General features: G+C 62.4%; 24 protein-coding genes and 1 tRNA gene. 13 read left to right on the top strand and 12 right to left on the bottom strand.

Annotated elements, in window-relative coordinates; translation table 11 throughout:
• Positions 1-70 precede the first annotated feature (70 nt).
• Complete coding sequence (gene alaS / locus P9250_RS27845) at positions 71-2,695, bottom strand: alanine--tRNA ligase (protein ID WP_310396285.1); 2,625 nt, start codon at positions 2,693-2,695, stop codon at positions 71-73.
• A gap of 251 nt (positions 2,696-2,946) precedes the next feature.
• Between alaS and P9250_RS27850 the strand changes: the two genes are divergently transcribed.
• Positions 2,947-4,167, top strand: a complete 1,221-nt coding sequence (locus tag P9250_RS27850; RefSeq protein WP_310396287.1) for a CaiB/BaiF CoA-transferase family protein — start codon at positions 2,947-2,949, stop codon at positions 4,165-4,167.
• 16 nt (positions 4,168-4,183) lie between these two features.
• Here P9250_RS27850 and P9250_RS27855 read toward each other — a convergent pair whose 3' ends face one another.
• Complete coding sequence (locus tag P9250_RS27855) at positions 4,184-4,384, bottom strand: ornithine carbamoyltransferase (protein WP_244825697.1); 201 nt, start codon at positions 4,382-4,384, stop codon at positions 4,184-4,186.
• A gap of 373 nt (positions 4,385-4,757) precedes the next feature.
• Here P9250_RS27855 and P9250_RS27860 point away from each other — a divergent pair, with 373 nt between their 5' ends.
• Positions 4,758-6,467, top strand: coding sequence for a glutamine--tRNA ligase/YqeY domain fusion protein (locus tag P9250_RS27860; RefSeq protein WP_310396289.1), 1,710 nt, complete (start codon positions 4,758-4,760; stop codon positions 6,465-6,467).
• A gap of 123 nt (positions 6,468-6,590) precedes the next feature.
• On the top strand, positions 6,591-7,574 hold the full coding sequence (locus P9250_RS27865; protein WP_310396291.1) for a transporter substrate-binding domain-containing protein: 984 nt from the start codon (positions 6,591-6,593) through the stop codon (positions 7,572-7,574).
• Between the two features lie 2 nt (positions 7,575-7,576).
• Here the strand turns inward: P9250_RS27865 and P9250_RS27870 are convergent, their stop codons facing one another.
• The 3 genes from P9250_RS27870 to P9250_RS27880 form a co-directional block, all read right to left on the bottom strand.
• Positions 7,577-8,026, bottom strand: a complete 450-nt coding sequence (locus tag P9250_RS27870; RefSeq protein ID WP_250526034.1) for an NUDIX hydrolase — start codon at positions 8,024-8,026, stop codon at positions 7,577-7,579.
• Between the two features lie 36 nt (positions 8,027-8,062).
• Positions 8,063-8,461 (bottom strand): RT0821/Lpp0805 family surface protein, encoded by a 399-nt coding sequence (locus tag P9250_RS27875; RefSeq protein WP_244825701.1) that lies wholly within the window; start codon positions 8,459-8,461, stop codon positions 8,063-8,065.
• Between the two features lie 153 nt (positions 8,462-8,614).
• Complete coding sequence (locus P9250_RS27880) at positions 8,615-9,958, bottom strand: cytochrome c peroxidase (RefSeq protein WP_310396293.1); 1,344 nt, start codon at positions 9,956-9,958, stop codon at positions 8,615-8,617.
• A gap of 243 nt (positions 9,959-10,201) precedes the next feature.
• Here P9250_RS27880 and P9250_RS27885 point away from each other — a divergent pair, with 243 nt between their 5' ends.
• Complete coding sequence (locus P9250_RS27885) at positions 10,202-11,764, top strand: acid phosphatase (protein WP_310396295.1); 1,563 nt, start codon at positions 10,202-10,204, stop codon at positions 11,762-11,764.
• 47 nt (positions 11,765-11,811) lie between these two features.
• Here P9250_RS27885 and P9250_RS27890 read toward each other — a convergent pair whose 3' ends face one another.
• Positions 11,812-12,498 carry a GntR family transcriptional regulator gene (locus P9250_RS27890; protein WP_250492607.1) on the bottom strand — a complete coding sequence of 229 codons (687 nt, stop codon included), beginning with the start codon at positions 12,496-12,498 and terminating at the stop codon, positions 11,812-11,814.
• A gap of 130 nt (positions 12,499-12,628) precedes the next feature.
• Here P9250_RS27890 and P9250_RS27895 point away from each other — a divergent pair, with 130 nt between their 5' ends.
• Positions 12,629-13,819 (top strand): amidohydrolase family protein, encoded by a 1,191-nt coding sequence (locus P9250_RS27895; protein WP_310396297.1) that lies wholly within the window; start codon positions 12,629-12,631, stop codon positions 13,817-13,819.
• Positions 13,816-15,120 (top strand): cyanate transporter, encoded by a 1,305-nt coding sequence (locus P9250_RS27900; RefSeq protein WP_310396299.1) that lies wholly within the window; start codon positions 13,816-13,818, stop codon positions 15,118-15,120. The genes P9250_RS27895 and P9250_RS27900 overlap by 4 nt, the downstream gene beginning before the upstream one ends.
• Here P9250_RS27900 and P9250_RS27905 read toward each other — a convergent pair.
• The gene (locus P9250_RS27905; RefSeq protein WP_244825711.1) at positions 15,020-15,475 is read right to left on the bottom strand and encodes a hypothetical protein; all 456 of its coding nucleotides are present in this window, start codon (positions 15,473-15,475) and stop codon (positions 15,020-15,022) included. The two genes, P9250_RS27900 and P9250_RS27905, sit on opposite strands and share 101 nt — an antisense overlap.
• 368 nt (positions 15,476-15,843) lie before the next feature.
• On the opposite strand from P9250_RS27905, the gene P9250_RS27910 reads away from it, so the two are divergent.
• Both P9250_RS27910 and P9250_RS27915 read left to right on the top strand, forming a co-directional pair.
• Positions 15,844-16,266 carry a CopG family transcriptional regulator gene (locus P9250_RS27910; RefSeq protein WP_310396301.1) on the top strand — a complete coding sequence of 141 codons (423 nt, stop codon included), beginning with the start codon at positions 15,844-15,846 and terminating at the stop codon, positions 16,264-16,266.
• A gap of 38 nt (positions 16,267-16,304) precedes the next feature.
• Entirely contained in the window at positions 16,305-17,348 is a 1,044-nt protein-coding gene (locus tag P9250_RS27915) for a PHB depolymerase family esterase (protein ID WP_250526102.1), read from the top strand.
• 128 nt (positions 17,349-17,476) lie between these two features.
• Here the strand turns inward: P9250_RS27915 and rpoD are convergent, their stop codons facing one another.
• From rpoD to P9250_RS27930, 3 genes are all read right to left on the bottom strand, one after another.
• Positions 17,477-19,474, bottom strand: coding sequence for an RNA polymerase sigma factor RpoD (rpoD, locus tag P9250_RS27920; protein WP_310396303.1), 1,998 nt, complete (start codon positions 19,472-19,474; stop codon positions 17,477-17,479).
• A 103-nt stretch (positions 19,475-19,577) separates the two neighbouring features.
• Entirely contained in the window at positions 19,578-19,793 is a 216-nt protein-coding gene (locus tag P9250_RS27925; RefSeq protein ID WP_244825715.1) for a hypothetical protein, read from the bottom strand.
• A 119-nt stretch (positions 19,794-19,912) separates the two neighbouring features.
• Complete coding sequence (locus P9250_RS27930) at positions 19,913-20,194, bottom strand: hypothetical protein (RefSeq protein ID WP_244825717.1); 282 nt, start codon at positions 20,192-20,194, stop codon at positions 19,913-19,915.
• Positions 20,195-20,541: 347 nt separating this feature from the next.
• Between P9250_RS27930 and P9250_RS27935 the strand changes: the two genes are divergently transcribed.
• Together P9250_RS27935 and P9250_RS27940 are read left to right on the top strand one after the other, a co-directional pair.
• A complete protein-coding gene (locus tag P9250_RS27935; RefSeq protein ID WP_310396305.1) occupies positions 20,542-20,793 on the top strand; it encodes a hypothetical protein in 252 nt (83 codons plus the stop codon).
• Between the two features lie 270 nt (positions 20,794-21,063).
• The gene (locus P9250_RS27940; protein WP_310396307.1) at positions 21,064-22,086 is read left to right on the top strand and encodes a serine protease; all 1,023 of its coding nucleotides are present in this window, start codon (positions 21,064-21,066) and stop codon (positions 22,084-22,086) included.
• A 155-nt stretch (positions 22,087-22,241) separates the two neighbouring features.
• Here P9250_RS27940 and P9250_RS27945 read toward each other — a convergent pair.
• Positions 22,242-22,318: transfer RNA gene (locus tag P9250_RS27945), tRNA-Arg, on the bottom strand.
• Between the two features lie 109 nt (positions 22,319-22,427).
• Positions 22,428-23,258 carry an undecaprenyl-diphosphate phosphatase gene (locus P9250_RS27950; protein ID WP_244825722.1) on the bottom strand — a complete coding sequence of 277 codons (831 nt, stop codon included), beginning with the start codon at positions 23,256-23,258 and terminating at the stop codon, positions 22,428-22,430.
• A gap of 565 nt (positions 23,259-23,823) precedes the next feature.
• Here P9250_RS27950 and P9250_RS27955 point away from each other — a divergent pair.
• The 3 genes from P9250_RS27955 (at position 23,824) to P9250_RS27965 (ending at position 25,875) form a co-directional block, all read left to right on the top strand.
• Positions 23,824-24,726, top strand: coding sequence for an aldose epimerase (locus P9250_RS27955; RefSeq protein WP_250526041.1), 903 nt, complete (start codon positions 23,824-23,826; stop codon positions 24,724-24,726).
• A 113-nt stretch (positions 24,727-24,839) separates the two neighbouring features.
• A complete protein-coding gene (locus P9250_RS27960) occupies positions 24,840-25,526 on the top strand; it encodes a peptidoglycan DD-metalloendopeptidase family protein (protein WP_250526042.1) in 687 nt (228 codons plus the stop codon).
• Between the two features lie 28 nt (positions 25,527-25,554).
• Entirely contained in the window at positions 25,555-25,875 is a 321-nt protein-coding gene (locus tag P9250_RS27965; protein WP_370652024.1) for a hypothetical protein, read from the top strand.
• Positions 25,876-26,178: the final 303 nt, after the last annotated feature.

Raw genomic sequence — 26,178 nt, forward strand, 5'->3', positions numbered from 1 at the left:
GACAGGCTGTAATGAAAAACGGCCCGGTGACTTTCGCCGACCGGACCGTTTTAAGCACTTCCACCGCGCTTTAAAGCTGCTGCTGCACCCAGCCTGTCACGCCTGCGAGTGCGGCCGGCAGCTTGGCCGGTTCCGTGCCGCCCGCCTGCGCCATGTCGGGACGGCCGCCACCCTTGCCGCCCACTTGCTGCGCGACGAAGTTGACGAGCTCGCCCGCCTTGACCTTCTTCGATGCATCCGCCGTCACGCCCGCGATGAGACTGACCTTGCCGCCTTCGACGGAAGCCAGCACGATAGCCGCGCTCTTGAGCTTGTCCTTCAGCTTGTCGACGGTTTCGCGCAGCGTCTTCACGTCCGCGCCTTCGAGTTGCGCGGCGAGCACTTGAACGCCCGCGACATCGACGGCTTGCGAAACGAGTTCATCGCCCTGGCTCGATGCGAGCTTCGACTTGAGCGCGCCCAGTTCCCTCTCCAGCGACTTCACGTGCTCCTGAACCTGCGCGATACGCTGCGTGAGTTCGGACGGTTGTGCCTTGAGGGCGCCCGCCGCCGCGTTGATACGCTGATCCAGCTCCTGCACATAGCGCACGGCATTGTCGCCCGTGATGGCTTCGACACGGCGAATGCCCGCCGCCACGCCGCCTTCCATCACGATTTTGAAGAGGCCGATGTCGCCCGTGCGCTGCACGTGTGTGCCGCCGCAGAGTTCGCGCGAAAAGCCCAGGTCCAGCACGCGCACCGTGTCGCCGTACTTCTCGCCGAAGAGCGCCATGGCGCCGCCCTTCACCGCTTCGTCGTAAGACATGACGCGCACGACGCCCGGCGCGTTCGCAAGCACTTCCTGATTGACGATCTGCTCGACGCGGCGGATCTCGTCGTCCGTCATCGGCGCGTTGTGTGCGAAGTCGAAGCGCGTCTTGTCGGCGTCGACGAGCGAGCCTTTCTGCTGCACATGACCGCCGAGCACTTCGCGCAACGCCTTGTGCATCAAGTGCGTGGACGAGTGATTGCGTGCGGTGCGCGCGCGGCGGATGGCGTCGATCTGCGCCTTCACCACGTCGCCGACCTTGAGCGTGCCCTGCTCCACCGTGCCGTGGTGGCCGACAACATCGGCCTGAACCTTGAGCGTGTCTGCCACCGCGAAGCGCGCGGAGGCATTCGCGAGCACGCCCTGATCGCCCACCTGACCGCCGGATTCCGCATAGAACGGCGTGTGATCGAGCACGACGACCGCTTGCTGGCCCGCTTGCGCCTCGCTCACCGACGCGCCCTCGACATACAGCGCGATGATTTTCGCGTCGTCGAAGATTTCCTTCTCGTAGCCGTGGAACGTGGTCTTGGCGCCCGAGTATTCGAGGCCGGCCGCGAGCTTGAACTTGCCCGCCGCGCGCGCCTGATCGCGCTGACGCGCCATGGCGTCGTCGAAGGCGGGTTCGTCCACCGTCACGCCGCGTTCGCGGCATACGTCGGCCGTGAGATCGAGCGGGAAGCCGTAGGTATCGTGCAGCTTGAACGCGAGTTCGCCGTCCAGTTGCTTCACGCCCTTCTTGTCGAGTTCGGCCAGTTCGCCTTCGAGAATGGACATGCCGTGCTCGATGGTCTCGAAGAAGCGCTCTTCTTCCTGGCGCAGCACATCGGTGACGCGCTGTTGAGCATCGACAAGTTCGGGGTAAGCCGCGCCCATTTCCGCGACGAGGTCCGGCACGAGCTTGTGGAAGAACGAGCCGCGCCGGCCGAGTTTGTAGCCATGACGAATGGCGCGGCGCACGATACGGCGCAGCACGTAACCGCGGCCTTCGTTGCCGGGAATCACGCCATCGACGATCAGGAACGAGCACGCGCGGATATGGTCGGCAATGACCTTCAGCGAGTTGTTTTCCAGATCGGCCGTATGGGTCTCGCGGCCCGCGGCCTTGATGAGCGTCTGGAAGAGGTCGATCTCGTAGTTGCTGTGCACGTGCTGCAGCACGGCGGCGAGACGTTCGAGGCCCATGCCGGTATCGACGCACTGCTTGGGCAGCGGCGTCATGTTGCCTTGCGCGTCGCGGTTGAACTGCATGAACACGAGATTCCAGATCTCGATGAAGCGGTCGCCGTCTTCCTCCGGCGATCCCGGCGGGCCGCCCCAGATTTCCGGACCGTGGTCGTAGAACACTTCGGAGCACGGACCGCACGGTCCGGTGTCGGCCATTTGCCAGAAGTTGTCGGATGCGTAGCGCGCGCCCTTGTTGTCGCCGATGCGGATGATGCGTTCCGCCGGCACGCCGATTTCCTTTTCCCAGATGGCGTACGCTTCGTCGTCTTCCTGATAGACCGTGACGGTGAGCTTTTCCGGCGGCAGCATGTAGACCTTCGTCAACAGCTCCCAGCAGTAGTGAATGGCGTCGCGCTTGAAGTAGTCGCCGAACGAGAAGTTGCCGAGCATCTCGAAGAACGTGTGATGCCGCGCCGTATAGCCGACGTTCTCCAGATCGTTATGCTTGCCGCCCGCGCGCACGCTGCGCTGCGCTGTGGTTGCGCGCGAGTACGGCCGCGCTTCGGCGCCGAGGAACACGTCCTTGAACTGGACCATGCCCGAGTTGGTGAAGAGCAGCGTCGGGTCGTTGCCCGGCACGAGGCTCGACGAACGGACGATCGTATGTCCCTTCGATTCGAAAAACTTCAGGAATTTCTCGCGTATTTCGGCGGCTTTCATGGCGTACGGGGCGTTTTGCGTGTTCTGCTGGTTTTCTGACGAAGCCTTGGTAAAGCCCGTTTGAAGCCCTTCTGATGCGGGTTTCGGCAAGACTTAAGGCTATTCCGAGTAATTTTTGATTATACGGGATTCGCGGTGCCGAACCGGGGCGCGGCAGGCGTCTGCAACGGATAAAGCGCCCTCGCGCGCCCGTCCGTTCTATGCGACAGTCGCGTGGTCAGAAACCAAACCCGAGACGAGAGACACGACGCATGGGAGCACTCAGCCATATCCGCGTACTCGACCTGACCCGCGTGCTCGCGGGACCGTGGTGCGCGCAGACGCTCGCCGACCTGGGCGCGGAGGTCATCAAGATCGAGCGGCCCGAAACCGGCGACGACACCCGTCACTGGGGCCCGCCCTATCTCAAGAAGCCCGATGGCGAAGACACGCGCGAGGCCGCCTACTATCTCGCGGCGAATCGCAACAAGCGCTCGGTAACGGTCGATATCGCGAGCGACGAAGGTCAGCGGATCGTGCGCGCGCTGGCCGCTCGAAGCGATGTCGTGCTGGAGAACTACAAGGTCGGTCAGTTGAAGAAGTACGGGCTCGACTATGAATCGCTGAAAGAAGTGAAGCCGGATATCGTCTATTGCTCGGTAACAGGCTTCGGGCAGACCGGGCCATATGCGGAGCGCGCGGGCTACGATTTCATCATTCAGGGCATTGGCGGCTTCATGAGCATCACCGGCGAGCGCGACGGACAACCCGGCGGCGGTCCGCAAAAGGCAGGCGTCGCCATCGCCGACCTCATGACCGGCATGTACGCGACAGTCGGCGTGCTGGCGGCGCTCTCGCACCGGGATCGCACGGGCGAAGGGCAATATATCGACATGGCGCTGCTCGACGTGCAGGTCGCCATGCTCGCCAACATGAACACCAACTATCTCGCGAGCGGCAAGCCGCCGGTGCGCTGGGGCAACGCGCATCCGAACATCGTGCCGTACCAGACGTTTCAGACGAGCGATGGCTGGATCATCGTCGCGGTCGGCAACGACGGGCAGTTTCGCAAGTTCGTCGAGGCAGGCGCATGCGCGCATCTCGCCGACGATCCGCGCTTCGCAAAGAACCCGTCACGCGTGCGCAATCGCGACGTGCTCGTGCCGCTTCTCGCCGACATGGTCGCCACGCGCGGCAAGCACGAATGGCTCGCCGCGCTGGAAGCGGCGGGCGTGCCGTGCGGCCCGATCAACGATCTCGGCGAAGTGTTCGACGACCCGCAAGTGCTGGCGCGCGGGATGCGTATCGATCTGCCGCATCCGGAAGGCGGCGACGTGAAGCTCGTGGCAAGCCCCATCAAGATGAGCGCGACGCCGCCCGGAGCACGCACGCATCCGCCGATGCTCGGTGAACACACCACGAGCGTGCTCAAGGACGTGCTCGGTTACGACGATGCGCGCATTACGCAGTTGCGGGAGGGCAAGGTGATCTGAGCGCGATACGCCGGTATCAACGCGTTCCCGCGCCGATCAGCCCGCCCGCCGCCGCCCCGGCGATGGTCCCGAGCGGCCCGCCCGTGAGCACGTAGCCGAGCGCCCCACCCGCGCCCGCGCCGATGGCCGCGTGAGCCTGCTGACGCGACACGCCCGCGCAGGCTGTGAGGCTCGTCACGAGCGCGGCCACCGCCGCGAGCTTGATGATCTTGTTCATGGTCGAATTCCCTGTGTTCTCGTTGTGTTGTCGTTGTGATGTCTTGTAGTCGCACCGCTTGCCGGCTTGCAACCCGACCGGCGAGCCGATCATAAAAGCCCGCGCGCCCCGCCCACAACGCGATTTACCTTCCGTTACCCTCGTTACGGTGACCGAATAAGTGCTTCAAAGGTGTAACGCGGGAGCCGGAATATGCAGGCCGATCCGCAGCGCATGGAAAGGCGGCATCGGCGAAACCCGCGAGCGCCTGCCCGCGCGGGTTGCGTAAGGTAGAATCATCCCGATATACCTAGCATTCGAACGCGTTCCGAGCCGCGAGGAACGTTTCCCGAACCGATCACACGCGAGCGCATCCGTTGGCACTTCTTTTCGCATGAACACCGATCGCAACGACGCCCCGGCGCCATCCAATTTCATTCGCAACATCATCGAAGACGACAACCGTTCAGGTAAGTGGTCGCAGCGTGTCGAGACCCGCTTCCCACCCGAGCCGAACGGTTATCTGCATATCGGTCACGCGAAAAGCATCTGCGTGAACTTCGGGCTGGCCGCGGATTACGGCGGTGTCTGCCATCTGCGTTTCGACGACACGAACCCCGAGAAGGAAAGCGTCGAGTACGTGGATTCGATCATCGACGCGGTCGAGTGGCTCGGCTTCGAGTGGAACAAGGACGGCCGCGAACACAAGTATTTCGCGAGCGACTACTACGACAAGCTGTACGAATGCGCCGAGCTGCTCATCAAGAAAGGCCAGGCCTACGTCGATAGCCAGACCGCCGAGGAAATGCGCGCCACGCGCGGCTCGGCAACCGAAGCGGGCATCAACTCGCCGTATCGCGACCGCACGCCCGATGAAAACCTCGACCTCTTCCGCCGCATGAAGGCGGGCGAGTTCAAGGAAGGCGAGCACGTGCTGCGCGCGAAGATCGACATGGCGGCGCCGAACTTCAACATGCGCGATCCGGTCATCTACCGCATCCGCTTCGCGCACCACTACCGCACGGGCGACAAGTGGTGCATCTATCCGATGTACGACTACGCGCATTGCGTGTCGGACGCGCTTGAAAACATCACGCACTCGCTGTGCACGCTGGAGTTCGAGGATCACCGGCCACTCTACGACTGGTTCCTGGCGCAACTCGCCGACGACGGCGTGTTCGCGCGTCCGCTGCCGCAGCAGATCGAATTCTCGCGCCTGAATCTCACGTACGCCATCACGAGCAAGCGCAAGCTCCTGCAACTCGTGCAGGAGAATCACGTGGACGGCTGGGACGACCCGCGCATGCCGACCATCGTGGGCGTGCGCCGCCGTGGCTTCACGCCGGAAAGCATCCGCTTGATGGTGGAGCGCGTGGGCGTGACCAAGGTCGATTCGTGGATCGACATGAGCGTGCTCGAAGGCGCGCTGCGCGACGATCTCGACGAGAAAGCCCCGCGCGCAATCGCGGTGCTCGATCCGCTCAAGCTCATCATCGACAATTATCCGGAAGGACAAAGCGAGGAATGCAGCGCGCCCGTGCATCCGCATCATGCTGACCGCGGCACGCGCAAATTTCCGTTCTCGCGCGAATTGTGGATAGAACGCGAAGACTTTCAGGAATCGCCGCAGAAGGGCTACTTCCGCCTTTTCCCCGGCAACAAGGTGCGGCTCAAGTACGGCTTCGTGGTGGAGTGCACGGGCGCGGACAAGGACGAGAACGGCAAGGTGATCGCCGTGCATTGCAACTACTTCCCGGACAGCAAGTCGGGTACGGACGGCGCGAACGCGTACAAGGTCAAGGGCACGATCCACTGGGTTAGCGCCGCGACGGCCTACGCGGCCGAAGTGCGGATCTACGACCGCCTGTTCAAGGAGCCGCAACCGGGTGCGGGTGGCGCGGAATTTCTGGATGCGTTGAATCCGGATTCGAAGCGCATCGTCAATGCGTTCCTGGAACCCAGCGCGCGCGAAGCCAGCGCCGAAGACCGCTTCCAGTTCGAGCGCCACGGCTATTTCGTCGCGGACCGTCTGGATTCGCAACCGGGCAAGCCGGTGTTCAACCGTATCGTCAGCTTGCGCGATAGCTGGGGCAAGCCTGCCTGAGCGTCGCAATTTTAGTTGCAGAGTAACGGGCGCCGCACGCAAGAGGCGGCGTCCGGTCCCGCATCCGCGGTGCGAACAAGACAAACAGAGGGCCAGCAACACGCGCTTCCAGCGAGGACATCCATGAAGCAGTACTCAAGCGCGCCGCGAGCGGGCGTGTTCCGGGTCATTGTCGGAAACGTTTGCATCGCGACGTCCGCCGCGCTGTCTTTCTGCTCTCCGGCATGGGCCGCCACGGCGAAAGAGCTTGCTTCCGCGCAGGCCGCCGTCGATCAGCTTCCGCCTTCGGCCACGCTGCGCAAGATCGCCGAGAACGGCGCGATCGTCCTGGGCGCGCGTGAATCGTCGGTGCCGTTCTCTTATCTGAACAAGCAGCAGCCGGTCGGCTACTCCTACGACATCGCGCTCAAAGTCGTCGATGAAGTGAAGCGCCGGCTCAACATGCCGAATCTCACGGTGAAGAACGTGGTCGTGACCTCGTCGAACCGCATCTCCTACGTGGTGAACAATCAGGTCGATCTGGAATGCGGCAGCACCGCGCATCTGGCCGAGCGCGATCCGCTGGTCGCGTTTTCCAACAGTTTCTTTTTGTACGGCATTCGCATGGTCGTGAAGCGCAAATCGGGCATTCGCGATTACGACGATCTCGCGGGCAAGACCGTCTCCACCACGGCAGGCACGTCGGACGAACGGCTGCTGCGGGAGATGAGCATCGAGCGCAAGCTGAATCTGCGTATCATCAGTGCGCGCGATCATGCCGAGGCATTTCAGGCGCTCAAGAGCGACCGCGCAGTCGCCTTCGTGATGGACGACCCGCTGCTCTACGGCAAGATCGCGCAGGAAGGCGCGGCGCGCCGCGACTACATGGTGACGGGCGAATCGCTTTCCAATGAATCGTACGGCTGCATGATGCGCAAGGGCGATCCCGAGTTCAAACGCATCGTCGACGATGTGATCGCCGGCATGCAGCGCTCGGGCGAAGCGAAGAAGCTCTACGACACCTGGTTCATGCAGCCCATACCGCCGGACGGCATCAATCTGCAGTTTCCGTTATCGACGGACATGAAAGCGCTGTTCGCCAATCCGACCGACCATCTCGCCGAATGAATTCAGAGTGTGTCGTGCAGTTCGGCCAATGACAGCGTGGTTTGAAAGAGCTTCGCGAGGCTGCGGCTCGCGAAGCTGTCCACGTCGGCGGGACTGACCCAGCGATAGCCGTCCATCTCGGGAATCATGGTGCCGTCGCTGTAGCGCGGAAAATACGACTCGCACACGCAGTCTTCGAGCTTCACTTCGTCGTTGCTCACGCGCACGGCGAAGAGATGCAAGTCCTTGTCGCGACGATACACAAAGCGTCCGAGGTCTTTGAGACGCGCGGCCGGCAGCACGATGCCCGTTTCCTCGCGCAACTCGCGCAAGGCCGCGTCGATAGGCGCCTCGCCGGGATCGCCCTGTCCTTTCGGCACGTCCCAATGCGTGGTTTCGGTCGCGTGGCACAGGAGCACGTCGCCCCGCGGGTTGAGGATCACCACGCCGCACGATACGGTACGGGCGGTCATCGCGCGACGGCCCCGTTCAACATGCAAACCCGCACGTCATTGCTTCTTGAGTTGCCACTTGCCGCTCGCCTGCTTGCAGGCAGACGGCGTCCAGGTCTGCGTCTGCCCCTTCGCAATGGCCACGATCTCGACCTTGCGGCACTTGAGACCCGCGTCTTCGAAGGTCTCGCGCGGCGTGATGGTGCCGTGGACCGGCACGGTATTGCCCGCATCCTTGTTGTCCCAGTCTAGCGATTCGCCGTCTTTCTTGGTTTCGAGCGCGGTCTGCGCGGCGCGGTTGAGCGCCTGCAAGTCGCGCTGCTTCATGTAGGTGATGGGCGTGTTGTTCAGAAAACCGAGATTGGCCGCAAACGCCGAAGCGCTCGCGGCGACGAGCACGGTGGCCGTCAATGTCCGGATGCAGGCGCGCGCCAGCGGTCGATATTCGATCGGCATAGATTCTCCTCGTTGCAATGCGTTCGATACGGCGCCGTAGACGAGGCGCGTATGACGAGCGGCGGCGAAACCGCGCGCTCGGGCCTTTGAGGGCCGCAACGAGGATAGCATGACACAAGGCGATCGGCCGCCTTGCGGGCTATATCGCGGGCTTTAGTCCAATGCCGCCTTCATGTCCTGGATCGCCGTGCCCTTTTGCGAATTCTTGTCGGTGGCGGGATCGTAGCCGTCGGTGAGCGTGCCGAGGAAGGCGACCACGTCCTTGATCTCGGCTTCGTCGAGTGCGGGCTTGTCGCCGCGCTTGCGGTCGAACGGCGCCTCGGTATTCACGTTCTCCCAGTACTTGCGCGGCAGATCGTCGAACTTTTGCACCGCGCCCTTCTTCGAGACCGGATAGAACTTCTCCGGGTTCGTATCGCGCTCGACATAGAAGCGCACGACTTCATCGAGCGAATGATAGATGCCGTTGTGGAAGAAGGTCTTGCGCGTCGCCACGTTGCGCAGCGACGGCGTGCGAAAGAGTCCGCAGAACTCGTCGCGGCCCTTCAGATCGGTGCGCTCGGGTCCGCATGCGCCCAGATCGTGAAAGTTCGGATTCTTGTTGATCGGCAATGCGCGATTGCGCGGCACGCCGATGGCGATCAGGCCGAAGTCGCTGAACTGCGGCGGTGTGCCGTCCTTCGCGCGCTGGCTGATATGACACGCCGCGCAATTGCCCTTGCTCTCGTCGTTGAAGAGCTGCAGGCCGTGCATCTCGGCGTCGTTGAGCTTTGCGCGGCCGGCAAGGAACGCGTCGAACTTGCTCGTATAGGGGAAGAACTTCTGCGGCGTCTGCTCGAACGCTTCCAGCGAACTCAGCACGGAGGCGAACAGACGGTCGTCGCTATCGAATACGCTCGCACCGAACGCGTGGCGGACATCGTCCGCATAAGGCGCCGCCCGGACCGCCGCCGCGACCTTCGCGGGCGTGCTGCCCATCTCGAACGACGACAGCAGCGGAATGCGCGCCTGGTCCGCGCCATGGTCCACGCGGCCGTCCCACGTCAGCCCGCCGGTCGGGCCGGCATCGACACTTTCGTCGCCTTCGTCGTCGGAATCGTGGAAGTGCTCGGCGAATTGCGGCACGGACTGCAAGTACTTGAGCGACGGCACCGCCCGAAAGCCAGGCCGATGCATATCGCTGCCGCCCAGCTGCACGGAGAACGCGTTAGGCGGACCGAAAGCATGACTCGGACTATGACAGGACGCACACGCGAGCTTGCCGGAGCCTGACAGCGACGGGTCCATGAAGAGCTTCTCGCCGACCGTCTGCATTGCCTTCACTTGCGCGAAAACCTCCGCGCGCGACTGCCCTTTCGATGGCGCGGCTTGTGCCGGAGCCGTTGCCAGATCGGCTGCGTGGGAATCGCATCCGCTCAACGCGACGGATGAGGCGACCAGCAACAGGGAACATAAAACGAACGGCAGACGCATCGAAGGCATGGATTGCGGACGCATGAAATTGAAAGATGCCGCAGGGTATGACGCTCATGTGTCTCTCATGTGACAAGCGCCGACGCCGTCATACGGAGGGCACCGCATGATGGTTATTTCACCAACCTTACGCATTCGAAAGCGTTATTACATGTTCGCGTAATTGATCGTGGTCACACTTCGCACGCCGGCACTAAAAGGCACTTGAAGGCGTTTGCCAAAGTCGCCTGCATTCGGCGCCGGCTCCCCAACACAAGAGAGACCTCGATGAACAAGAAACTCGTTTGCGCAGTGCCGCTCGCATCGGCGCTGGCAATCGGCTTATACGCATGCGGCGGCGACGACCACCACGACAACGACATCTCGTCGGTGAAAAACGTCGTGGTCATCTACGCGGAAAACCGCAGCTTCGATAACCTCTACGGCAGCTTCCCCGGCGCGAACGGCTTGCAGAGCATGACGGCGGCAAGCGCGCAGCAGCTCGACCGCGACGGCAGCGTGCTGCCGACCCTGCCGAAGATCTGGACGGGTCTGACGGCAACGGGCGTGACGCCTGCCGTCACCGAGGCGATGACGGCGAATCTGCCGAACGCGCCTTTCGCCATCGACGATCCGGCGGGCTTCAACACGCCGCTCTCGCTCACGACGCGCGACCTGTATCACCGCTTCTATGAAAACCAGATGCAGATCGACGGCGGCAAGAACGACAAGTTCGCCGCATGGGCGGATTCGGGCGGCATGGTGATGGGTCACTACAGCACGCCGCCGCAAAAGCTGCCGCTGTGGAAAGTCGCGCAGCAATACACGCTCGCCGACAACTTCTTCATGGGCGCGTTCGGCGGTTCGTTCCTGAATCACCAGTGGCTGGTTTGCGCGTGTACGCCGGTTTATCCGAACGCCGACAAGAGCGTGGCGAAGGCGTCGATCTCGGCGGTGAACGCGGATGGCGTGTCGCTCACGCTGGCGTCGAACTCGCCGGCTTCGGCGCTCACGGGCATTCCGAAGTTCGTCAACTCGGGCAACCTGACGCCCGACTTCTACGCGATCAACACGATGCAGCCGCCGTATCAGCCGAGCGGCAACACGCCGCCGACGGGTGGCGATCCGACGCTTGCCGACCCGAACGCCGCGACGACGCTGCCGCCGCAGACGCAGCAGCATATCGGCGACCTGCTGAACAACGCGGGCATCAGCTGGGCATGGTATGGCGGTTCGTGGGGCGCGGCGCTGGCGAGCCGTTCGGTGATCGGCGGCTCGGTGAATTCGGTGCCGAACTTCCAGACGCACCATCAGCCGTTCAACTACTTCGCCGATCTCGCGCCGGGTTCGACCAACCGCGCGCAGCATTTGCTCGACGGCGGCACGAACGGAACGGAGTTCATCAAGGCGATCGACGCGGGCACCTTGCCGCAAGTCTCGTTCTACAAGCCGCAGGGCAACCTGAACGAGCACGCGGGTTATACGGACGTGGCCTCGGGCGATCAACACATTGCCGACTTGATCACGCATCTGCAGAACAGTCCGCAGTGGAAGAACATGGTCGTGGTCGTGACGTACGACGAAAACGGCGGCTTCTGGGATCACGTCGCGCCGCCGAAGGGTGACCGCTGGGGTCCGGGCACGCGCATTCCGGCGCTCATCGTCTCGCCGTATGCGAAGAAGGGTTTCGTCGATCACACGCAGTACGACACGACGTCGATCCTGCGCTTCATCACGAAGCGTTTCTCGCTGCCGACGTTGCCGGGTCTGGCTTCGCGCGATGCCGCGTTGAAGGCGAACGGCGCGCCCGCAATGGGCGACCTGACGAACGCGATGAACTTCTCGCAGTGATAAGTCTCCGAGCTTGACCGACGGGCCGCCTCTTGCGGCCCGTTTTTTCATGCGCCCGCGAAAAGCGACGCCAGATCGCTGCTACGCTGGCCGCCCGCCTCGGTCAGCACGCGCGCCTCGAGTTCATCGATATGCTCGCGCATGACGGCAAGCGCGGTGTGCAGATCGCCGGCTTCGAGCGCATCGACGAGACGCCCGTGTTCGTCGGATGCGCAATTCGACACCTTCGACGGATCGAACAACGCTTTATACAGCTCCGTCCTGGCGACGAGCCGCGCGAGAAACGCCTCGACTTCCGGCGTGCCCGCAAGCTGCGCAAGCAGCAGATGGAACTGTCCCGCGAGCCGCACGCATTCTTCCACGACGCCGGTTTTGAGCGCACGCTGCTCGCTCTTCACATGCGCGCGCAACGCACGCTTTTGCGGCGTCTTGAGCGCGCCGCACAGGCTCGCCACGATGCCCGCCTCCACCACTTGCCGCGCGCGATAGACCTCGCGAATATCATCGACGGAAGGCGACGGCACGAACGCGCCGCGATTGACTTCGAGCGTAAGCTTGCCTTCCGCGCCAAGCCGCGCGAGCGCCTTGCGAACGGCGCCGCGCGTGCAGTCGAACGCCGCCGCGAGTTCGCGCTCGACGAGTTGCGCGCCCGGCGCGAGCTTGCCCTGCAAGAGCGCGGAAGCGACCGCGCCGTAGACGCGCTCTTCCGGTGAAATGTCCTTTTGCGATGCCATGAATGCGTGCGGTGCTTGTTGTTGATCCGCATTGTAGCGAGTGCCCGGCAAATACGGGTTATCAGCGATGCCGCGATTTTGGTTGACCAATATTTGCTAATATGGTCAACCAAACAGGAGGCTATCGGGTATGGAACCGGCAATCTGGATTATCGGCGCACGGGCGTTCGGCGGCGATTCCGTGGACGTCTGCGTGCGCGCGCGCACCATCGACTCCATCGCGCCGCATGGCGAAAAGACGCCTGCCGCGCGGGATACGGTCGTCGACGGCGCGGGCATGTTGCTGCTGCCTGGCTTCGTCGAAGGCCACACGCATCTCGACAAGACCACGTGGGGCATGCCGTGGTATCGCAATGCGGTGGGGCCGCTTCTTGTCGATCGCATCGAGAACGAGCGGCGCTGGCGCGCCGAGAGCGGTCACGATGCGGCCGAAGCGTCGCGCGCGCTCGCGCTGGCATTTCTGCGTCAGGGCACGACGCGCATTCGCACCCACGTCGATATCGATACCGACGCCGGCCTGCGTCATCTGGAAGGGGTCGCCGCCACGCGCGCCGCGCTCGCCGATGTGCTCGACATGCAGATCGTCGCGTTCCCGCAATCCGGTGTGACGACGCGCGCGGGCACGCGCGAGCTGCTCGATACCGCATTGCGAAGCGGCGCGGACGTGCTCGGCGCGCTCGACCCAGCAGCCATCGACGGCGATCCCGCTCTCTCGCTCGACATCACCTTCGCGCTCGCCACGAAGCACGACAAGCCGATCGACATTCACCTGCACGAACCCGGCGATCTCGGCGCCTTCACCTTCGATCTGCTGCTCGATCGCGTAAAGGCGCTTGGCTTCGAGGGGCGCGTCGTGGTGAGTCACGCGTTTTGTCTGGGCCAGTTGCCCGATGCGCGGCGCCACGCGTTGCTCGAACGCATCGCGCGCCTGAATGTGGCGCTGCTCACCACGGCGCCCGCCTCCGTGGCCGTTCCGCCGTTTCGCGAGGCGCGCGCGGCGGGCGTGACGCTCTTCGGCGGCAACGACGGCATCCGCGATACATGGACGCCCTTCGGCTCGCCCGACATGCTCGAACGCGCGATGCTCATCGCGATGCGTTTCGACCTGCGCCGCGACGACGATCTCGCCGCGGCCTTCGCATGCGTATCGAGCGAAGCGGCACGCGGTTGCGGCTTCGCGGATTATGGCCTTGCCGCGGGCATGCGCGCGGACCTCGTGCTCGTCGATGCCGAAACGGTCGCGCAGGCCGTCGCCATGCGCCCCGCTCGCCGCTTCGTGATGTCGAACGGCACGATCATTCCCGCGGACTTCACGCGATGAAAGCACGCGCATCGAACCTTGTATGGCTGGCGGTGATTGTCGCAATCGGTTTGAATCTGCGGCCGCTGCTCACGTCGATCAGTCCGCTGATGAACGTGATCCTGCCCGCCACCGGCTTGTCGTTTCGTGGCGCTTCACTGCTCACCGGCCTGCCCGTGGTCGCCATGGGCGTCTGCGCATTCGGGGCGAGCGCGCTGACCCGGGCTATCGGCAATGCGCGTGGCGTGGCTATCGGGCTCGTGGCGATCGTCGCGGCGTGCGCGGCGCGTGTTTTCGCGGGCGAAGCGGCGGCGTTGATCGCAAGCGCGGCGGTCGCGGGCACGGGCGTCGCGGTCATTCAGGCGCTTCTGCCCGGTGTCATGAAAACGCGCTTCGCCGCGCGCCTGCCCTTTGCGATGGGCCTCTACTCCGCATCGATCATGGCGGGCGGCGGACTGGGCGCGAGCATCACGCCCAACGTGGCCGCGCTCGCAAGCTGGCAAACAGGTCTCGCTGTCTGGGCGATACCCGCGCTCATCGCGCTCGCGTTGTGGCTGCTTCTGATGCGCGCGGATGTCTTGCCTTGTCCCGCCGTCACACGCGATACGACTTCTAAGCCTTCGCTCTTTTCGAATCGTCGCGCGTGGGCGCTCGGCGTGTTTTTCGGGCTCGTCAACGGCGGCTATACGAGTCTTGTCGCGTGGTTGCCCGCGTACTATCAACAGCTCGGTCAGGGCGTCCGCGAAAGCGGCACGCTGCTCGCGTTGCTCACGGTGTTTCAGGCGTCGTCCGCGCTGCTCTTGCCGATGGCGGCCGCTCGCTTCGGACGCGCTCGCGACCGGCGCGCGTGGATCGCAGCCGGCCTTGCCGCTCAACTCGCGGGATTCGGCTTGCTGCTGTACGCGCCGCTCGCGTTGCCCGTTATGGTCGTGGCGTTGCTCGGCGCGGGACTCGGCGGCGTGTTTTCGCTCACGCTCGTATTGACGCTCGATCACGCCGACGACCCCGAACTCGCCGCGCGTCTCGTCGCGTTCGTGCAGGGCGTGGGTTTCGTGATCGCGGCGGCAGCGCCGGTGATTGCCGGCATCGTGCGCGACGCAAGCGGCGGCTTCGCGATGTCGTGGGCCATGCTCGCGGCGAGCCTCATCGCGATGATCGCGCTCAATGCCGTGTTCGGCCCGCGGAGCTATGCGCGCGCGATGCAGCGTCAGCGTGCGGACTTCAACGCACCGCGTGGCACGCGAAGTATTCGTCGAGCAGATCCGTCATCTGCCACACGGGGCACGGGCGGCGGCAATGCCCGTCGTAGCCCGCTTCCTTGAGACGCCCGAGCGGCTCTTCGGGAAGAAAGCTGCTCATCGCGATGATCAGGCGGCCCGCGTCGTCGTCCTGACGGCGCACTTCGCGCACGAGTGCATAGTTGGCGCAGCCGCCGATGCGCGTATCCAAGAAGACCAAATGCGGCCGCCACTCCTCGACGATGCCCTTGAGCGACGTCGCATCGATGGCAAGCTGCGTCGGAAATCCCTTCAGCTCGAACAACGACACGAGCGATATGCCGAGCGCCCGCTCCGCGTACGCGACGAGCACGCGCCGCGCATCCGGCCGCACCCGCAGCTTCTTGCGATTCCAAAGCGAGCACTGAGCTGGACTGGTTTCGTATGCTCGATTATTCACGTCATCCTCTGGCGACACAGGTTTGCCAGCCGCACACGCGGTGCATCCAATGCGCCATGTTGGGGCGCAAATGCATCCTGGGTGTGCAGCGCAAGTGTTGTACGAACCGGTTAATCCAGCCAAAGCCAGCCAATTTCAGCCGGAGCCTTGGCCCGTGGGGCGTTCGTCGGCGCGGTGAAGCAACGTGAGAAAACATAGGGCAGGAAGCGGGCCAGAACGAATGCCGACCCCGCGCGCAAAACCGCTGAAATGTCTGACTAATTCGCGCTAATCGGGCGAAAAAGCACATATCGTTTTTTCTTGACGTGCTCTCTAAACCAGCCTATAACCATCCATATGGATGGTCAAAGGATGGAAGAAACGAACTCATGGCGAGGCAAATCTTGGATGCCGCACGTTCCAAAGGCGGCGAAACGGAAAAAATCACGATCAATCTTGGCCCGGTGGATCTCGGCCAAATCGATCTGCTCGTGGAAGAAGGTTTCTATTCGAACCGCACGGATCTGATCCGTACGGCTATCCGCAATCAGCTCTCGGTGCATTCCGTGGTCGTCAAGGAAACGGCGACGCGGCGCGCCCTCGTGCTGGGACTTCAATACTTCTCGAAGCAGGATCTGGAAGCGGTGCGCGCGGCCAATGAAAGGCTCAAGATTCAGGTACTGGGTCTTGCCAGCATTGCCGCCGACGTCTCCCCGGAACTTGCCCTTGCCACCATCGAATCGATACTGGTTCGCGGTGCGCTGCACGCATCGCCGGCTGTGAAAGCGGCGCTTGCAGATCGAATCCGCTGACCTGCCGATGCAGGCCGGAAACGACTACGGAAACCATGATGAAACTGAACGAAGGATTTCTCGACTCCATGAAAGAGGCGTTCGAACGCTTTCGCAATAGCGACAGCAGCGGCGCCGTCGAAGTCGTCAAGCGCGCGATGCGCGGCGCCACGCACGCAACGCACGCGTCTGACGCATCGGATGCTTTCGTCAAGGCACCGCCGCAACCAGCGCCCGCCTCTGCACCGGACGCCGAAGATCGCGGACACTTCAGCACGCGGCGCTTCACGGGCGCGGCCGGTCAGCGCGACTACAAACTCTATGTGCCGGCCGGTTATCGCGATGAGCCGTTGCCGCTCATCGTCATGCTGCACGGCTGTACGCAAAACGCCGACGACTTCGCGGCCGGCACGCAAATGAACGCGCTTGCCGACGCGCACGACTGCATCGTCGTCTATCCAGTTCAGCCGCAAAGCGCGAATCCGTCGAAGTGCTGGAACTGGTTCAAGTCGTCGGATCAGCAACGCGACGGCGGCGAACCGTCGATCATCGCGGGAATCACGCGTGAAGTCATGGCGAGTCATCGCGTGGACCCGAAACGCGTCTACGTCGCGGGCTTGTCCGCCGGCGGCGCAATGGCGGCGATCATGGCGCAGCGCTATCCGGATCTCTATGCAGCGGCGGGCGTGCACTCCGGCCTTCCCGTGGGTGCCGCGCACGATCTGCCGTCCGCGCTCGCAGCAATGCGCGGCGGTCAGGGCAACGCCGCGAACCAGCGCGCGGGAGGCGGAGCGCAGTGCTCGTTGATCGTCTTTCACGGCGATGCCGACGCCACGGTGAATTACGCCAACGCCCGCAAGCTCGTCGACGACTTCACCGCAAGCGGTTCCGACCGCGAGCTGCACGACGGCATGGCCGGCGCACGCAAATACACGGTCCAGCGCTTGAAGTCGGCCAACGGGAAAATCGCGGAGTTATGGACCATTCACGGCGCGCCGCACGCATGGTCAGGCGGCAGCACGCGCGGAACCTACACCGATCCGGCCGGACCTGACGCTAGCGCCGAGATGCTGCGTTTCTTCCTCGCGCATCCGAGGAGTTGATCGCCGCGCAACGGTTCGGGCGGCGCAGTCCGCGCGGTTCGGATTCGGGTCTTTGCCGCGACGAGAGTCACGACGTCGCTGGCGGGGCTTGAACCAATCGCTTTGCCTCGACACATGTCCCTGACGTTTCAGAGGTCGAGAAACGAGCGCAGCTTGTCGGCGCGGCGGGGATGCATCAGCTTACGTATGGCCTGGCTTTCTATCTGGCGAACGCGCTCGCGCGATACGCCCAGATGCGAGCCCAGTTCGCCCAGCGTGAACTCGGATACCGTGTCTATTCCAAAGCGCATGCGCAGCACGCGCGCCTCGCGTGGCGAAAGCGCGTTGAGCGCGTCGTCGATGGCGGCGCGCATGTCCGCGTGCACGGCGGCATCGAGCGGCGATTGCGCGTTCGTGTCCTCGATCATGTCGCCGAGCGTGGCGTCGGCGTCATCGCTTGCAGGCGTTTCCAGCGAGATGAGATGCAGCGCGATCTTCTGAATACCGCTGATTCTCTCCTTCGGCAACTCCATGCGTTCGGCGAGCACCGCAGGCTGCGCGGGCCGTCCGGTCTGCTGCATGATCTCGCGTGAAATGCGATTGAGCCTGTTGATGGTTTCGACCATGTGCACCGGAACGCGAATGGTGCGCGCCTGATCCGCGAGCGCGCGCGTGACCGACTGCCGAACCCACCACGTCGCATAAGTCGAAAACTTCCAGCCACGCCGATATTCGAACTTGTCGACGGCTTTCATCAGACCGATATTGCCTTCCTGAATCAAGTCCAGAAAGTGCACGCCCCGGTTCACGTATTTCTTGGCAATCGAAATGACGAGGCGCAGATTGGCCTCGATCATCTCGGCCTTCGCGCGTCTCATGCGCGACTCGGCCGCGAGCATCTGACGGCTGGTTTGCTTGAGCCTTTGCAACGGCATCGCGGCGCTCGATTCAAGCTCGATCAGCTTGTGCTGCTCGGTTTGGATGGCCGGAAGACTGCGGTAGAGCGACGCGCCGTACTCATGCGAGTTCGCTGCCGCAGCCGTATTGGCGGTCCACTCGAGATCGGTTTCATGACCGGGAAACGACGCCACGAATTGCTCGCGCGGCATGCCGCAATAATCGATCGCAATGGACGAAATGCGCCGCTCGACCATGCGAACTTGCGCGACTCGCTGCTGCATGTCGGCACAAAGACGATCCACGGTCCGATTGGTAAAACGAATGCGCGCGAGTTCGGTGCGGATGCTCGTATCTGCAAGCGGGCTTTGGATTGCATCGACAGTCATGCGGTCGAAGGATTCTTCGACACGTGCAAAGATGGCCAGGCTGTCGCTCGTGAGCCGACTCAGCCTTTCCTGCTCGGCGCGGTCGGAATCTTCGAGACTGGTTTCTTCGTCGGCATCGCTCGGTGCGTTGGACTCACTGGACTCATTGGGCGCATTGGGCGCATTGGGCGCCTGCGCGAACGGCATTGCGTCCACATCGTCCTTGTCGTCGATGCCATCGACGAAATCATCGATAGACAGCGTGCCCGCCTCGACCTGCGCCGCGCTGGCAAGAATCAGCGAGATGGTCGCGGGGCACGCTGCAATTGCCTGGATCATCTCGTGAAGACTGTCTTCGATACGCCGCGCAATCTCGATCTCCGCCGCGCGCGTCAGCAATTGCTTCGCGCCCATCTCGCGCATATACATGCGCACGGGATCGGTCGTGCGGCCGAACTCGGAATCCACCGTCGACAAGGCGACTTCGACATCCTCGTCGGAGTGGTCCTCGAGCATGGCGACGGCGGTCGCGTCGTTCAGAAGCAGGGTTTCGGTGTCGGGTGCCTGTTCAAAGACCGCGACGCCCATGTCGTTGAAGGTTCGAGCAATGGCTTCGCGCGCGGCTTTCTGCGCGAAGTCGCCGGGAAGATGGTCGTTGATCTGCGCATGCGTGACGAAGCCCTGGTCCTTGCCCATCTGGATGAGCGCGCGTATTTCACGCTGCCGCGTGTCGTCTTGTGCGGCTTCGGCGTAGGCATCCGCCGAAACGACGGCAAGCGCCGGCTTGCCCTTGCGCACGCGTGAGGCGCGCGCTTTCCGCATCGTCCTGATGGGATTTTCAGGCAGGTCTTTCGTCGCGTCTTCCTGATTGAAACTGGCCATTCTTTCTCCGCTGCAAGCATGCTTGGCGATGTGAGACGTTAGCCAGAGGCACGAAGGCCTGCGCAGACGGAATCACGGGGTTTCGATAGACCCGATGCGGACACTAGCCGAAGCGAGCGTCGAGCCAGTCTTGCGCCCACTTTTTAGCGAAGGCGACTGCATCGTCACGCGAGTCGAAGCCAGCGAGATCGCCGCTCGACAGGACATCGGATTCGCTGCCGTCCGCGTTGGTGGTGATGATTCGCGCATGCGCCATATATTCTCCGTCGGCCCTGCGCGGTGTCGGGTCGATGCGAAAGCGGGCTCGCGTAATCTCCATGGCGTCTCCTGGTTGATTGCCGTGAGGCGCCCTGGCATCACAGCTCTTAGCTAAAGCAAATTCAGGCTTGCGGAAAAATCATGCAGGCGCGACGTCTCCCGATCTGCTCGATCGATCATTCAGTCGAAGAACGTTCTGTCTTGCGGACATTGATCGATCATCTGTTCCGCATAAGCAGTCGATGCGCGGCGTGCGTCACCCGCGCTTTGAAAAGGCTCGTCCATGCTAAGCCTAAAAACACGACTGCGCGCCACGCCAGTCTCGACTTGCGGTTCCTGGATGCGCACGGCGGCGTCGAATCCCTCGTCGTAGTTATGACCATGACCGGAATCTGCGGGCCTATGCGAGAAAACGAGCGGATAAATTTCAAGGCCGCGATATAGGCGGAATTCAACTGTCATGGGATGACCTCGCGCCGCCGTGGGCGGCATATCAATGATGGAGCGTGGAGCAATATCGGCGCTGTTCGCGATGTCGGCGACGTCTATGCAACTGACCGCAACGACTGACCGCATTGCACGGTCTCCGATAATAGGCCGATCCCGTCAGGGCCCACCGTGAGAGCAACGTATGCGGTTTTCACACAAAGTCGCGACTCAATCGGCCAAGCCCATCCTACGCGCTTTAGTGATTTTGTACAGCGAAAGTTTCAGTACCGGCCTCAATGATCTTATCTGTCTATCATCGCGCGACCTGCATCGCGCACCCCGCCAAAAAGCGCGCGAACTCACCCGACCGAAAGCGCGTCATGTTCCGCATCTTCCGGTGTCGCGGCTTCGATATACATATGGCGCTGACGTCGTTTGCGAAAGACTTGTATGACGTGAGTTTGCGGATCAAGCACAGCGGCAACTCGAGTATGCCCGGGCAGTGCGGCAGCGATCACGCGCGGCTCGTCTTGTCTCATCGCCGAAAGCGCGGGACAAGCCGCTATCGACTTTTTGCCCCGGCCAATAGCCGCGAAGCAGCCGCCCGAAATGTCTTGACCCTGCCGAATTGACTGCGTATCGTCGGCTGGACACGCTTCGAAGTTATCTTTTGCCCGCGCGCCTTTGCAGCTTTCTGCCCTCCCCTTGAATGCGCTTCTCTTTCTCGGCTTGAACGGTCGACACGATAATCGGGGAGTACTGATGATATCGACGCGGTATTTCGACTTGTCCCGAGTTCACATCGCTGATACGTGGCGCCGATGTTTTCTTCACGCTTGCTTGCGAACGCGCGGCAAGAAACGCAAAGCGCCATTCGATCACATCACGCCGTCCCGACTCTGATGAATACCGACTCCATCGAACTCTATGTAAGCCCGAACGGCGATAAATGGCTGTTGCATACCGGCGCGGACAAAATGCCCGTGGTTCGACATGTGCCGAATGCCGCATCGGGAGGACGCGTATCCGAGTTATCGCTGGATGCGTTTTTGTCTTCGGGTGAAGCCGCGCCGCAGCGTGACGCTTTGCTTGAACTCGTCGGGAGAATGATTCCGCGCGAGCAACCCGATACGGCCGCCACGTTCAAGCCCGCGGCCGAAGCGCTGCTCCTTACTGCGGCCCGGGTCCGCACGTTCGTGCAAGAGCGTCATCTAACGAATGCGAGTGGCTTTTTCTTTGCTCGCGATCAGCGCCTGTTTCTCGTCACAAGCCGTCACGTCGTCACCGATAAACCGAGCCAGCATTTTCCCGATCGTATCGAGATCGAATTGCACACAGACCGCGACAACCTCGGTGCATCGACGTGGTTCAACCTGCCGTTGTATGCACAGAGCGTGAGTCTCTGGCGCGATGGGTCGGACGACGGCGGCGCGATCGACGTCGCCGTGCTGGAGATTCGTCGCGACCGGTTGCCCGTAACGGCGGTGTTCGAGGCGTTCGGGCCGGAGCATCTTCCCTCGCCCGAAGATGTCATGCCAACGGGCGCGTCCGTGCTGATCGTCGGCTTCCCGCTTGGTTTTCACGACTCGCTGCATCATTTGCCGGTGGTGCGGCAAGGCATTATCGCGTCGGCATTCGGCCTGCGCTTTCAGGGCAAGGGATGCTTCATCACGGATGCACGCACGCATCGCGGAACGAGCGGCGCGCCTGTGGTCATGAGCAATCCGTCGATGGCGAACACGAGCACGGGCGCGAGCTTGCCGTGGGTGTTGCTCGGCATTCATTCATCGACCATCGACATGGGAACAAGAGATGTCCACGCCGATGAAAGCCTCGGTCTCAACAGCGCGTGGTACTCGGACATTCTGATGACACTGACGAGCGATCATCCGCGCGTAACGAAGGAACCAGCCGAAAAGACATGATTCGATTCGGATCGCCAAGTAATCATTCCGCTCGCAGCGGATGACGAAATTCACGCTTGGCGAGTGCGACGAACACAGCGAATGGTCGTCGAAAATACGGCGGGACGATTTGCAAAAAGATGCGCCTGAACGCGCTTCGGAACAACCGCTGATTCTGGCCCGCCCTACACGACTCGAACGTGTGACCTACGGCTTAGAAGGCCGTTGCTCTATCCAGCTGAGCTAAGGGCGGTTACGAGGAACCACTTGAGACATGGGCGCGTGGCAGGCCAAGTGAGACCGGCCGCACCCAAGAGAGCGAGGATTTTACCTCAATCCGCAAGCGGCGCGGCCAGACTTGATTACAACGGCTGCGGATGCATCATGAACCATCCGAAGAAGAAGATGCCGGCGATCACGCAATACACGCCGAACGATGCCAGCTTGCCGTGACCTTCGAAATAACGCATCAGGAAACGCACGCTCAGATAAGCCGCGATACCCGTCAGCACGCCGCCGAGCAACGCATCGAAAAGCTGACCGGGCGCGTGAAAGAGCTTCGGCAATTCGAGCACGCCGGCCGCGAAGATGATCGGCGTGCCAAGCAGAAACGAAAACTCCGCCGCCGCTTCAGCCGTCAGGCCCGCGCCGACACCCGCGATGATCGTGAGACCGCTGCGCGAGAAGCCGGGAATCAGCGCGCCGATCTGCGCAAGACCCACCAGAAACGCCTGCTTGAACGTGAGCTTTTCGGGCGCGCGTGCTGCACGGGCGCGTTGCAGCTTGTCGCCGAACCACAGCAACACGCCATTGACGATCAACGCCGCCGCCACGATACGCAGATCGTGAAACAGCGCTTCGAGCCGCTTTTCGAGCAACAGCCCGACGATGCCCGTCGGAATGGTGCCGATGATGAGCGCCCACATCATGTGACCGTCGTCGTTGCGGCGACCGCCGAGCGAAGCGAACCAGCCGCCGATCAGCGCGACCCAGCGCTTGCGGAAGTACCACAGCAGCGCGAGCGCGGTGCCGAGATGCAAGGCGACGAGAAACGGCAGCAGTTGCGGCGCGTGCTTGTCGATATGCATGCCGATCAAGCCGGGAACGAGCAGCGTATGTCCAAGGCTACTGACCGGAAAGAGTTCGGTCACGCCCTGCAGCACGCTCAGAAAAATAAGAAACCAGAGAGTCACGCGTCGGTCCTTTTCATGAAAGAGGAAGGAAGACGCGCCGCGGAGTGCTTTCCTCGCTCCAAAGCGCAAGGCCGAAGGCGGCGAGACGAAGATCGAAGGGGATGAGGAAATGGTGCGGCGCGCAAGTCGGGACCGATTATGCACAGCCGTAGTTGGACCGCCAAGCGGAAAACGTACAAACGCGTGCGACAGGCGTCACCGATCTATAAACGTCAGCGAAACCGAATCAATCAGTAATTTATAAGAAAGCGATATCGAGTCAAGCCGAAAGAACCTCGGCGAGCAGGCGGCGCGCTGCTCAGCCCTTCAGCTTATAAAGAAAGATTGCCGTGCTCGCGCCGAAGAGGCCGAACATCGCGACGCCCATTGCCATCGCCAGATCCATGGTGACTCCCTGTCCGTCTGATTTCCAACATTCGGTTGCTATAACAACACATCGTCAGATGAGACGGCAGTCGCAATTTCCCGCAAAGGGTTTCTCCGTAGGACAAAGCAAGGCAGAATCGTCGGGGTTTCAAGGCCCGTTTTCAGCGCGATCATCATTTCACCGGAGCGTCTTCGCACCATGTCATCTCAACCAGACGTGATTCATATCGAGCGCGATGGCGCCGAAATCCTGCTCGCGCCGAGCGCCGGCGGCCGCCTCATGACGTGGCGAGTGAACGGCGAGCCCGTCATCCACTGGCCCGATGCGCCCGACTGGAGCAATCCGCCCAAGATTCGCGGCGGCAATCCGCTGCTGTTTCCGTTTCTCGGCCGGCATTTCGTCGACGGCGAGATCAACAAGTGGCGCGATCAGGACGGCGTCGTCCACACGCTCTCGACACACGGCTTCGCGCGCGACCTGCCGTTCTCCTGTACGCGCGATGCCGACGGTCACGGCCTGCGCATGACGCTCGTCGACAGCGACGACACGCGCGCAGGCTATCCGTTCGCATTCCGCTTTGAGGCAGCGTACCGGCTCGTCGATGCCACGACTCTCGAAGTCGAACTCACGACATCGAATCCCGGCGAAGTGGCGCTGCCCTATTACGCCGGACATCACTTCTATTTCCATCTGCCGCACGATCAACGGGCACAAAGCAGCGTGGAGCTGCCGCGCACCGAGCGCCGGCATCAGTTGGCCGGCGGCGCGATCAGCGAGGCGACGCCTGGCTCGCCGCGCTACTCGTTGGGCGACGCGAGCATCATCGACAACTTTCATTGCTTCACGGGTCCTTCCGATCAGCCTGTGCGCCTGAACATGCCGGGCCTGAAGCGCACCGTGAGTTTCGAGCTGCATCAGCCCGATTCGGTGCCGTGGTTTGCCGTCACGACCTGGACCGAGGCGGATACATCGGACTTCTATTGCGTCGAGCCGTGGATCGGCTTGCCCGATGCCATCCATAACGGTCTTGGCCTGCGCTGGCTCGCGCCGGGCAAAACGGAGACCGCGCTGCTCAGGCTCGTCGTCACGCGCGCCGACTAAACGTTGCAAACGGCTTTCTGTCAGGGGAAACCCGAAACGGTAAAATCCTGCCTTCGATCCGCCGCGCAAAATTTCAAACGCCCGTCGCGCGGCGGCGCCTTACGAGGTCAGGTTTGCATAAAAGAATCCGCCAGTTCGTTTTTACATCGCTCGTCGCGGCGGTCGTGACGCTTTCCGCTTGCGGCTCCGGTCCGGTTGCGCCCGGTTACTATCGCGTCGAGCGCGGCGATACGGTCACGAAGATCGCGCGCGCCAATCGCACCACCGTCGCCAATCTCAAGCGCTGGAACAGCTTGTCGAATCCCGATGCAATCGAAGTCGGACAAGTGCTGCGCGTGGTGCCGCCGGAAGGCTCGGCGACGGCTTCATCGAACGTGGCGAGCACGAGCACACCGAAGAGCGCGGACACCGCACTGGCGACGAAGCCGGGACCGGGCATCACGCTCGTCTGGCCCGCACAAGGCGACGTCATCCGCAACTTCAACGGCAGCAACTCGAAGGGCATCGACATTGCCAATTCAGCGGGAACGCCGATCGTGGCCGCGGCGACGGGCAGCGTCGTCTATGCGGGCAACGGCTTGCGCGGCTACGGCAACATGTTGATCGTCAAGCATAACGAGGACTACCTCACCGCCTACGCGCACAACAGGACGCTCTTCGTGAAGGAAGGCCAGACCGTGCAGCAGGGCCAGAAAATCGCCGAGATGGGCGATACCGACAGCGACCGCACCATGCTGCATTTCGAGGTGCGTTATATGGGCCGCTCGACGGACCCGGCGCGTTACTTGCCGTCGCGTTGAACGCAGGCGGACCATAAGAGGAAGATCGATGATTTCGATGAAGAGAATCCACCCGGGCGCAGTCGTTGCCGCTCTCGCGCTTACCGGCGCGCTCGGCGGATGCGCCCACGGCCCGACCATGACCTACTTGCCATCCGGCGACACGGGCTTCGCCATCAACTGCAGCGGCGGCGATGCGAGCACGAGCTGGGCGGCCTGCTACAAGCAAGCGGGCGAAGTGTGCGGTGCATATGGATACGACGTGGTGTCGAAGGACAATGACAACGGCGCGACTTCCGGCGGCACGGTCGCGGGTATCTTCGGCGCGAACATCAAGAATCGTTCGATGGTTATCCGCTGCAAGCAGTGACGCTTGCATGCGTGCCTGCATGAGCGCTCAAGGGAACATCACGCGCTCGCGGGCTTGGTCCGACCGCGCTTTGGCGTTTTCCTGCGCCAGCGGCCGGACAATGGATCGATACGCGCGGCAAACGCAAAGAGGAATGCAAGCGCGAGCGGAGCAACGATAGCGAAAACCGACAGCAGATTCATGGCGAAACCAGAATGCACTAAGTCGTCGGATATTAACCTTGCGGCAAATGTTTCGCTTAAATGTCAGTTAGAAATTAAGGTCAGTATGGATGACCGACGCGTCGTTACTACCGCGCAAACG

It is taken from the genome of Caballeronia sp. LP006, assembly GCF_031450995.1.
GTDB lineage: Bacteria > Pseudomonadota > Gammaproteobacteria > Burkholderiales > Burkholderiaceae > Caballeronia.